The following is a 260-nucleotide window of genomic DNA, read 5'->3' on the forward strand; positions in this document are numbered from 1 at the left end:
CGAACACGGAAGTTAAGCTCTTCAGCGCTGATGGTAGTAGGGGGCTTCCCCCTGTGAGAGTAAGACGTTGCCAGGCAATTCTCTTTAATACTTCTTCATTAGCATATCCCGTAAAATTACGAGAAGCGAATGGAACAAGTAATCGAGAAAATACAGCTAACGTAATGATTCGAAGATTATCACAATTTTACCCAGGAGGATTAGCTCAGCTGGGAGAGCACCTGCCTTACAAGCAGGGGGTCGGCGGTTCGAGCCCGTCA

The 260-nt window shown here is 47.3% G+C and carries 1 tRNA gene and 1 rRNA gene; both read left to right on the top strand.

The features are described 5' to 3' along the window. Positions 1–76: ribosomal RNA gene (rrf, locus tag GD002_RS18290) — 5S ribosomal RNA — on the top strand; the annotation flags it as partial. Between the two features lie 126 nt (positions 77–202). Next, positions 203–260: transfer RNA gene (locus GD002_RS17695), tRNA-Val, on the top strand.

The organism is Sporosarcina obsidiansis, assembly GCF_009651005.1.
Classification (GTDB): Bacteria; Bacillota; Bacilli; order Bacillales_A; family Planococcaceae; genus Sporosarcina; species Sporosarcina obsidiansis.